Source organism: Sphingobacterium sp. T2, assembly GCF_000814685.1.
Classification (GTDB): domain Bacteria; phylum Bacteroidota; class Bacteroidia; order Sphingobacteriales; family Sphingobacteriaceae; genus Sphingobacterium; species Sphingobacterium thermophilum.
In genome coordinates, this window is the sequence record NZ_JXAC01000039.1 from 1 (window position 1) to 8,315 (window position 8,315).

The window sequence follows — 8,315 nt, forward strand, 5'->3', positions numbered from 1 at the left end:
CAATCTTGTGGACGAAAGTATGCGTCAACAAGGCATACTTTTTTCGTTCCTTATGGACCAGAGAAATCAAGGTCGTATTACCAGCACCTCATCATGAGAATTTTTTAGAAAATCATCCACGCCTAACATACAGTATATTACTTAACAATAAGCATATCATCGTACTCAAATAGGCGTTATAAAATATGATAACGCCTATTTTATCAGTCGGTAAGACTTGAAATATCTACTTTTGGTTTGGGAAGATTCATTGCCTTTATTTCCTGAAAGCACTTGTCAACCATCTCTTGTGTCATCTCATACACATATCTGCCATAATCCTCGTATTCCATTCTCCCGACATAAAAGAACCCATATTTCTCGAAAAAATCTGTCAGGTCAACTTGACTTACTTTACAGGCTGTTTTTATGAAATTCAGCTGGTGGATGGCAGGATTCCTTTCTGCTCTACGTCTACCTGAAGAAGTGTGATGCTCCTGCTGTTTAGCTGCCTGCCTCCTTAACTCTTCAAAAAGGTCAGCGTAGAAGTCTGAATTTTCTCCTATGCTTTCAAAATAAAGCTGAAGCTGCCAGAAGGGTACCAAACGATTAAAAACGTCCGGATCCGCTAAATAAGAAATTCTTTTCTCAATAATATTCTTCCGAGCTTTCTCGTAGTTTTTCTGTTGTGCAAGAACGAGATTTGTTTCCAAAAAAACGACATACATACATGGAAAACAGATTGTTACTAACCTCTCCCAAGCCTCCCCCCAATTAAACATGGGTCTGGTTTGATGTACATGTCCCACTTCGTGGCTGAATCCCCAACAAGGATCGCCTTTCATTACCATATCTGGATCTGCAACCATATGCATGGCATATCCTTGCTTGTCACCCATATATGCTACCCCATCGCCATCCCTAAACATGTAATAGTTGAAATTTACTCGTGCCAGAATTCTATTCCTTGGGACTTTTTGATACTTTTCCAATCCCATAAGTCTATGTTGTCGGTAAACAAGCGAGTCGTATATCGATATGAGTTCCACTCCTCGTCCATAGGCGTATTTCTTCAAGTCATCTACTGGATATGCTATCTGAATATGGGTTCCTCTTGCATCTAGAATGGGATAGACAGCATTATAAAGAAATCGGTTCCAATCTTCGTTGTTATGCTTGGCAATATCAAAATAGCCATTCTCCTCTCCCGTAAGAAAATGAATCGCTATAGGAGGCTCTCCTTCCGGATTATCAGAGTAGTATCCTATGTAGGCTAGGCCACCATAGCTTTTAAGTTCTATGAGGTTGATACCGTTTTTCAGGATAAATTCTTGTCGATGAAGCCCCCATCCGTTAGGATCTTTGGTGGGATTTGCAGGATCTGGAGCTTTTCGCAACCAATGTGGCACGAGCAATTTTACGGTCTTTCCTTCAGCCAATCCTTTGACGAGGATAATATGCTGACCCTCTTGAAGAAACACTCCCGTCACATTCTCATATTTACTGTATCCATCGCCTATACTCAATATCCGACCCAATGTACGTGGATCCAAGATAGCCTTATATTCTGCCGCCAGATAAGTAGGCCTATAGTCATTCTTCAAGATGGCCAAGGCCACATTTTTAACAGACTCATATGTAAGTTTATTTATGCTTTTCCTAGATATTTTTTTTCTTCAGCTCCAACGCTAAGCTATCTTCAAAAATTTCCAAATCCTTACGAACTTCATCGTAGATATAGCTATGCTGTGCAAAGCTTCCTGTGGATAGAAGAAGGCCTATTAAGGTGATGATAATGGCTCTCATAATTTAGTTACATGGCATTACTAAGATACTATTTATCTTTTATCAAAAAATTAGCATTCTTGAAATGATATGATATGTCAAGACCTCAAAACATTAAATTATTATTAATAAATCTCAAAAAATGTTGCAAAAACTACATGAATGGGTTAACTTTGCCAAGTATTATTGAAATAAATGACACTTTTCTTCACATACCATAAGCATTTCCATCATCGCCTTCGCGGCGATATGTAAAGTTTATTTGTTTCTACGTGAAGCAACATTTTCCCAATAGTCAGTTTATTTAATAATATTGATCATCAACAAACAATCAAATAGCCTTGAAAAATCTAAAGATAGCTATCCAAAAATCGGGTAGATTAAATGAGAAATCCGTACAGTTACTGAAAAACTGTGGTTTAGACTTTGAAAACTATAAAAGTTCTTTAATCACTACAGCAAGTAATTTTAATCTTGAAATATTATTCCTCCGAGATGACGATATTCCGGGATATGTAGAGCAAGGCATTGCAGATCTGGGTATTGTAGGCGAAAATGTTATCGACGAGACGCAAGCCCAAGTAAACTATCTGCAACGTTTGGGATTCGGCAAGTGTTCTTTGAAAATTGCCATTCCACGAGATTCTTCTATCCGGGAGCTCAAAGATTTAAACGGCAAATCTATTGCTACTTCCTACCCTGTCATCCTCCAATCTTTCCTTGATGAACATGATATCAACGCAGACATACAGATTATTTCAGGATCTGTGGAGATTGCTCCGGGTTTAGGCTTGAGCGATGCCATCTGTGACATCGTATCCACTGGAGGAACACTAAAAAGCAATGGGTTAAAAGCTTTTGCCGACGTGAGAAAGTCGGAAGCCATCCTTATAGGTCGTGATGGGCTAGAAGACAATCAGACGGTTGCCGAACTCCTTCAGCGTATACAGTCTGTACTACGTGCCAAAGAGACCAAATACGTTGTGCTTAACGTTGAGAGGGTCAACCTACCAAAGATTACCGAGTTGCTCCATGGCGTGAAAAGTCCTACCGTAGTGCCTTTGGCGGAAGAAGGCTGGGTTGCTGTACACACCGTCATTTCGGAAGAGGACTTTTGGGGTAAAATCAATGTGCTTAAATCTGCAGGAGCACAAGGTATAGTGGTAATGCCTATTGAAAAGATTATCTTATAATGCTAAAGAAATATAAATACGAAGAGCTGACGGCTGCAGATCTACAACAGCTGGTCTTACGCAACACCGATCCAAATCAGGCTATACAGTCTGCCGTATTTGAGATTATCGACAATGTACGTCACAACGGAGACAAAGCCTTGAAAGACTTTGCGGCTAAATATGATCAGGTGCAGCTGGACAAGCTGTATCTAGATCAGGAAGAGATAGAATCGTTGGCTGCAACGATCCAGCGCGACCAACAGCGTGCCTTGGAGATTGCTTTTCAGAACATACACAAGTTTCATAGTTCACAAACCAAGCGTGAGCGTGTCGTAGAAACCATGCCGGGTGTAAAATGCTGGCGTGAGCCGCGTCCGATAGAAAAGGTAGGTCTATATATACCGGGGGGATCTGCAGTACTTCCTTCTACCCTATTGATGCTTGGGGTGCCCGCACGTATTGCCGGATGTAAAGAAATTGTAGTATGTTCTCCTCCCCAAAGGGATGGCAAGATAAATGGTTTTGTAGCATATTGCCTCAAGCTGTTGAAAATAGAACGCATATATCTCGTAGGAGGAGCTCAGGCCGTCGCCGCCATGGCTTTCGGTACCGAAAGTATTCCTAAAGTGGACAAAATTTTCGGCCCCGGCAATCAATTTGTCACCAAAGCAAAAAGCCTCGTACAAAGTCTCACCAATATAAGTATTGACATGCCTGCCGGCCCGTCAGAAGTGTTGGTCATCGCCGATGAGACAGCAAAACCATCTTTTGTCGCTGCAGACCTACTGGCGCAGGCAGAGCACGGCGCAGACAGCCAGGCTGTATTGGTAGCTACTGACAGCAACATCGTTGATGCCGTCAACGAAGAGCTTATGAAACAACTAGAGGTGCTACCACGAAAAGAAATTGCCGCAAAAGCTATTGCCAATTCTTATGCAGTTATTACCAAAGACTTGAAAAGCGCTATCCACTTTTCTAACCTGTATGCGCCGGAACACCTTATTATTGAATCCGACTATTGGCACATGGTAACCTCTCTAATCCTAAATGCCGGTTCAGTGTTTTTGGGACATCTCACTCCCGAAAGTGCCGGAGATTACGCATCAGGCACCAACCACACACTTCCTACATCGGGATATGCACGTTCTTATTCCGGCGTCTCGGTAGATTCCTTTATAAAGAAAATAACCTTTCAGTCTATCTCCGAAGAAGGTATTCAGCAGATAGGTTCTATAGTAGAGATTTTAGCCGAGTTAGAAGGTTTACAGGCGCATAAAAATGCTGTAACCATAAGAAAAGAAAAATAATTCATTGTTCTTATATAAAAAGGGAGAAGCTGAGTTTCTCCCTTTTTATCTTACGTTTAGAAGACTATGTTGTGTCGCCGTAAAAATATTTCGGAACACAATATTAATTTCGTTTTCCCGCTGAGCCCCACTTATTCCCAATAAAGGAAAGATATAACACACCTGCTCACGAATATCTTTTACTATAGCTCTTGAAATGGAAGCTATTTCGTCCAACAAGCGAGGATCAAAAGCCTCATGTGTTAATTCTGCGAAGGTCCATAACTTAAGGATAAGATCTTCTATTTTTACTACATCATTTTCCAGCTTTTGCTGTAAAGTATCTACCAGACGGAAATGCTGTTTGCTATATTGCTCGGCCCACACGGTGTCTTTAGCCTTTTGGAAAAAATACTTTTCTGTAAGGTCCAAGAAACGCTTATACATGCCTATATAGTTGGGCAATAGTGTAAGCTCAGCAAACGTCATGAAAGGAATACGAAAAAGAGCAGAGTCCACTTTTCTCTCCTCAGGGATTAATCTGAAAGCATTAGCGGCAGACACTACAACATTATCTAAAGAAAAGCTATGTGATGCTGTACATTCCAAGCCAAAAGTATTCCAATCATAATGTATAAGCACATGCTCTCGTGGCACAAAGAAAGAAAAGATCACGGGTAGTCCTTGTCCATCCACACGGGGCATTTGCCCATCATACACTTGTGCATTCAAGGTGAAATGGGTAAGGTGAGGTGCTCCCGTAGCATATTGCCACGTCCCTGACAGAGTAAACCTCTTACCATCAAAGACCGCTTTACCATTGGCACGGCCGCTCCCTCCAAAACATACTTTAGGATTCTGAAAAGTCTCTTTGGCCACCACCGGATCCATATAGCCGGCAAACATGTTAGCTCCAGAACAGAGCGTTATTGTCCAAGCCATCCCCCCGTCAACATACGCTAAATCTTTAAACAACCTAAATCCCTCTAATAAGCTATAAGACAACCCATTATACTCTTTGGGAACCCATATATTAAACCAGTTGTTCTCGTATATGATACGGAGTTGCTCTTCAACCAGCTGTTTGGCGGCTATGCTTTTTTGTTGAGCCTCCTGCAAAGATATGATCGTGTTTTCGTTTAGTTGCATGTTAAATAGTGTTTTGTTCTTTCATTATCGATTTCCATTTGAAAAAACCGAAGATGGCTACTGTAAATAAAAATAAAGTCAGCGCTGCAAACAGATATAGCTCTTTGTGAATCAAAAGAGGAATGGCTAACGACATTACTGATATTGAGTAATATCCAGTTTTCTATCTTTCGTCTGGCCAACAACCACATTCCTGCCCACGCCGTGGACGACACCCAAGCATCCCAAACAGGCACATCGGAATCCGTAAAATGGGTGAGCGACAAAGACAGGATGAAGAAGCCTACAACCACTATAGCCAGCACTATCCCCCACTCTTTGGCATTACACCTTGTGATAGGCTGCTCTTTTGCTTCCTTGTTGGTCTTCCAGTACCACCACCCATAGACACTCATAATCAGATAATACATATTCAGGGCTATATCAGCATACAGCTTTGCCCCGAAATAGATATACATTCCGGAAATTATGCCGAGAATTCCAAAAAGATAGTTCGAAACTTTATTGTTTTTGCTAAGAAGTACTTGAATGATGCCGCAGAGCACCGAGAAGCGCTCGAGCCATGACGTGGCCTTGGCAGCCTGAAGAATTTGGTCTAAAATTTCCATATAAGTGAGTTTTAAAGTTAAACTTCACTTATGGAAATGCTATGTCAAAGCTAACAGATATAATCCCTACGCCAGCATTACCTGGATCAGGTTCCTTCCACTATACGGAATTGGGTATAATCTCAGCCGAAAAAGTAGAGCCGAAGCTCTACTTTAGCACCCCATAAGTATTTTTATTAGTCCATTTTAAGTACGCGTTGCGAATGCGCACGAACTTCATTGCAAAGCTCTGGATTGTCGTTCAGAGACTTCCCCCATGAAGGAATCATCTCACGAAGTTTCTTTCTATATTCCTGATGATTTTGCTTCTTTCAGGGAAACATTTTTTCAACAATCTCTATCATTATCGCAACAGAGGTAGAAGCCCCTGGAGAGGCACCTAACAACGCTGCAATAGAGCCGTCAGCACTAGATACAACCTCTGTACCGAACTCTAGAATACCGCCATGTTTAGGATCTTTTTTGATGACCTGCACACGTTGTCCCGCCTTCTCAATAACCCAATCTTCCATCTTCGCGGTAGGCATGAACTGTTTCAAAGATTCCAACTTATCTTTTGGTTTCTTCATCACCTCCGTAATCAAATATTTTGTCAGCGGGATATTATCCAGACCGGCAGAAATCATCGGTTTGATATTAGACAATTTGATGGAGGCTGGTAAGTCGAAGTAAGAACCTTTTTTCAAAAATTTGGTCGAAAAGCCCGCATAAGGCCCAAACAGAAGAGCTTGTTTGCCATCGATGTATCGCGTATCCAAGTGAGGTACGGACATCGGAGGCGCCCCTACCGAAGCTTTTCCATAAACTTTGGCTTGATGTTTCTTGATAATCTCTTCATTAGTACATCTCAACCATTGACCTCCTACAGGGAAACCGCCATAACCGTTGGCTTCAGGAATGCCTGACTTCTCCAGCAACAATAAGGAGTGGCCTCCAGCACCGATGAAAACAAATTTCGCTTTAACTTCACGCTTTTCACCAGTCTTAAGGTCTTTGATTTCCACTTCCCATCTTCCATCGTCCTCACGTTCTATATCTTTTACTTCCTGATTCAAAGAAAGCTTAATATTATCCTTTTTGCTTAAATGAGCGATAAGATCACGAGTCAAAGCTCCAAAGTTAACGTCTGTACCGATTTCCATACGCGTTGCTGCCATGAGTTCATTACCTTCACGCCCTTCCATCATCAACGGCACCCATTTCTCCAATACCGCTCTGTCTTCGGTATACTCCATACCTTTGAAAAGAGTCTCTTTCGTCAAGGTTTCATAGCGAGTCTTCAAGAACTTCACATCCTTCTCCCCAAAAACGGCACTCATGTGTGGCACCTTACGGATAAAATGCTCCGGATTCTTGATGATACCCTTCTCCACTAAATACGCCCAAAACTGTTTTGAAATTTCGAACTGCTCGGCGATTTTGATAGCTTTTTCAATCTTAACAGAACCATCCGGCTGTTGAGGTGTATAGTTCAACTCACACAAGGCAGAGTGTCCTGTACCCGCATTGTTCCAAGCGTCAGAGCTTTCAGCAGCAACTTGGTCTAAACGTTCTATTATCTCAATATCGACATCAGGATTAAGCTCATTGATCAGCGTACCCAAAGTAGCACTCATGATACCACCGCCGATGAGCACAACGTCAACTTCTGATTTTTGTTTTTTCTTACCCATGACTACTTAAATTGAAGCAAAATTAATATTCGTAACGCTTTATAACGAATGATTTTGTCAAAATTTATTCATATATCAGAAAATTTATCAAAATCTGTAGCCAATCGTTGAATATGTGAAAAAGGATGTCATTTTCTAATAAATTACCACAATTTCAAAATTTGTGTATTTTTGTTTGCGGACAACACAGAAAAATGTTGTCGAATCAAGGATAGTTTAATTGACAAACAATACATTTAATATATGAAATTATTAGAGGGAAAAACTGCTTTAGTTACCGGTGCTTCAAAAGGTATCGGACGTAAAATCGCCGAAGTATTTGCTCAACAAGGAGCTAATGTAGCTTTCACTTACCTTTCTTCGGTAGAAAAGGGACAAGCGCTTGAACAGGAATTGCAAGCATATGGCACTAAAGTAGTAGGATATCGCTCGGATGCTTCTAAATTCGATGAGGCAGAAAAATTGATCAACGATATTGTTGCTGAATTTGGAACTATCGATATTGTGGTGAACAATGCCGGCATCACCAAAGACGGTCTTTTATTACGTATGACAGAAGAAAACTGGGATGACGTATTGAACGTAAACCTTAAATCAGTATTTAACGTTACCAAAGCGGACATCAAAGGTGATGATGAAMAMCCCTTTACGGTTTTTCAT

Annotated in this window: 7 protein-coding genes, 1 pseudogene and 1 riboswitch; of the genes and pseudogenes, 3 read left to right on the top strand and 5 right to left on the bottom strand. The window is 41.1% G+C overall.

Annotated elements, in window-relative coordinates; translation table 11 throughout:
• Positions 1–203 precede the first annotated feature (203 nt).
• Together SD31_RS03655 and SD31_RS18255 are read right to left on the bottom strand one after the other, a co-directional pair.
• Positions 204–1,598, bottom strand: a complete 1,395-nt coding sequence (locus SD31_RS03655; protein ID WP_231561129.1) for a M60 family metallopeptidase — start codon at positions 1,596–1,598, stop codon at positions 204–206.
• A gap of 40 nt (positions 1,599–1,638) precedes the next feature.
• Positions 1,639–1,785, bottom strand: coding sequence for a hypothetical protein (locus tag SD31_RS18255; RefSeq protein WP_156138183.1), 147 nt, complete (start codon positions 1,783–1,785; stop codon positions 1,639–1,641).
• 320 nt (positions 1,786–2,105) lie between these two features.
• Between SD31_RS18255 and hisG the strand changes: the two genes are divergently transcribed.
• Both hisG and hisD read left to right on the top strand, forming a co-directional pair.
• A complete protein-coding gene (hisG, locus tag SD31_RS03660) occupies positions 2,106–2,957 on the top strand; it encodes an ATP phosphoribosyltransferase (RefSeq protein WP_039053151.1) in 852 nt (283 codons plus the stop codon).
• Positions 2,957–4,246 carry a histidinol dehydrogenase gene (gene hisD / locus SD31_RS03665; protein ID WP_039053152.1) on the top strand — a complete coding sequence of 430 codons (1,290 nt, stop codon included), beginning with the start codon at positions 2,957–2,959 and terminating at the stop codon, positions 4,244–4,246. Before hisG ends, hisD begins: the two co-directional genes overlap by 1 nt.
• 45 nt (positions 4,247–4,291) lie before the next feature.
• Here hisD and SD31_RS03670 read toward each other — a convergent pair whose 3' ends face one another.
• The 3 genes and pseudogenes from SD31_RS03670 to SD31_RS03680 all read right to left on the bottom strand — a co-directional run bounded on the left by SD31_RS03670 (position 4,292) and on the right by SD31_RS03680 (position 7,655).
• A complete protein-coding gene (locus SD31_RS03670; protein WP_039053153.1) occupies positions 4,292–5,374 on the bottom strand; it encodes a hypothetical protein in 1,083 nt (360 codons plus the stop codon).
• Positions 5,365–5,982: a nicotinamide riboside transporter PnuC gene (pnuC, locus tag SD31_RS03675; RefSeq protein ID WP_231561130.1), complete on the bottom strand. Its 618-nt coding sequence runs from the start codon at positions 5,980–5,982 to the stop codon at positions 5,365–5,367. Before pnuC ends, SD31_RS03670 begins: the two co-directional genes overlap by 10 nt.
• 46 nt (positions 5,983–6,028) lie before the next feature.
• Positions 6,029–6,138: riboswitch (TPP riboswitch) on the bottom strand.
• Between the two features lie 20 nt (positions 6,139–6,158).
• A pseudogene (locus tag SD31_RS03680) lies at positions 6,159–7,655 on the bottom strand (malate:quinone oxidoreductase).
• Positions 7,656–7,898: 243 nt separating this feature from the next.
• Between SD31_RS03680 and SD31_RS03685 the strand changes: the two are divergent.
• The coding region (locus SD31_RS03685) for an SDR family NAD(P)-dependent oxidoreductase (RefSeq protein WP_156138184.1) at positions 7,899–8,315 on the top strand (417 nt) is incomplete at its 3' end.